Below are 1,164 nucleotides of genomic sequence, written 5' to 3'. Positions count from 1 at the left end.
TGAGCTACCCCCCGAAATTCGGACAGTGACGTAAGCTACGATTTGCAGTCTGCTGATCTTCGACGAGAAGGAGATCAGAGATGTCGAAACGCAAACAACATGCGCCCGAGTTCAAGGCGAAGGTCGCGCTGGAAGCCCTGAAGGGCGAGGAGACCGCGGCCGAGCTGGCGAGCCGGTTCGGGGTGCATCCGACGATGATCCATCAATGGAAACGTGCGCTCCTTGAGGGCGCCTCCGGCGTGTTTGAACGCGGCGGCCGCAAGAAGCCCGAGATCGATGAGGAGCAGGTGAAGGAACTCCACGCCAAGATCGGGGAGCTGGCCGTGGCCAACTCTTTTTTGGAAAGAAAGCTGAAGCCTTGGGGCGGGAAGTGAGGTGCGGCATGATTGAGCCTGATCACCCCCAACTGTCTGTCGTCCAGCAGTGCAAGCTGCTGTCGATTGCGCGCTCGTCATTTTATTACACGGCGAAGGGCGAGACCGCGCAGAACCTCGATCTGATGCGGCGGATCGACGAGCAGTTCCTGGAAACACCCTTCTTCGGTGTCCGGCAGATGACCTGGCACTTGCGTAACGATGGGCATCTCGTGAACGAGAAGCGGATACGCCGGTTGATGCGCCTCATGGGGCTGATGCCGATCTATCAGAAGCCCAATACCAGCAGGCCGGCGAAAGGGCACAAGACCTATCCCTACCTGCTGAAAGGGTTGCGGGTGGATCGGCCCAACCAGGTCTGGTGCGCCGATATCACCTACCTGCCGATGCGGCGCGGGTTCCTGTATCTGGTCGCCATCATGGACTGGCATACCCGGAAGGTCCTGGCCTGGCGCATCTCGAACACGCTGGAGGCCGACTTCTGCGTCGAGGCGCTGAACGAGGCCATCCACAAGTTCGGCCCGCCCGAGATAATGAATACCGATCAAGGGTCTCAGTTCACCTCCTTCGCCTGGACGGACCGACTGCGCCGGACCGGCGTGCGCATCTCGATGGACGGAAAGGGCCGGTTCCTCGATAATATCTTCATCGAGCGGCTGTGGCGGACCCTGAAATACGAGTGCGTCTACCTGCATGCCTGGGAGACCGGGTCGGAAGCAAAGGCGGGCATCCGGAAATGGATGACCTTCTACAACCACCAACGCCCGCACTCGGCCCTTGGCGGCAGACC

Annotated in this window: 1 protein-coding gene; it reads left to right on the top strand. The window is 60.3% G+C overall.

Annotation, left to right across the window (positions count from 1 at the left end; genetic code table 11):
• Nucleotides 1-80 precede the first annotated feature (80 nt).
• Nucleotides 81-1,164, top strand: a protein-coding gene (locus DL899_RS19225) for an IS3 family transposase (protein WP_111735912.1) whose coding sequence is annotated in 2 segments (ribosomal slippage) — nucleotides 81-333 and nucleotides 333-1,164 — 1,085 coding nt annotated over the 2 segments. Because the reading frame shifts where the segments join, the coding sequence is not laid out codon by codon here. This gene is flagged as partial in the annotation.

The organism is Roseovarius amoyensis, assembly GCF_003260265.1.
GTDB lineage: Bacteria > Pseudomonadota > Alphaproteobacteria > Rhodobacterales > Rhodobacteraceae > Roseovarius > Roseovarius amoyensis.
This window is presented reverse-complemented; position numbering and strand designations above follow the sequence as displayed.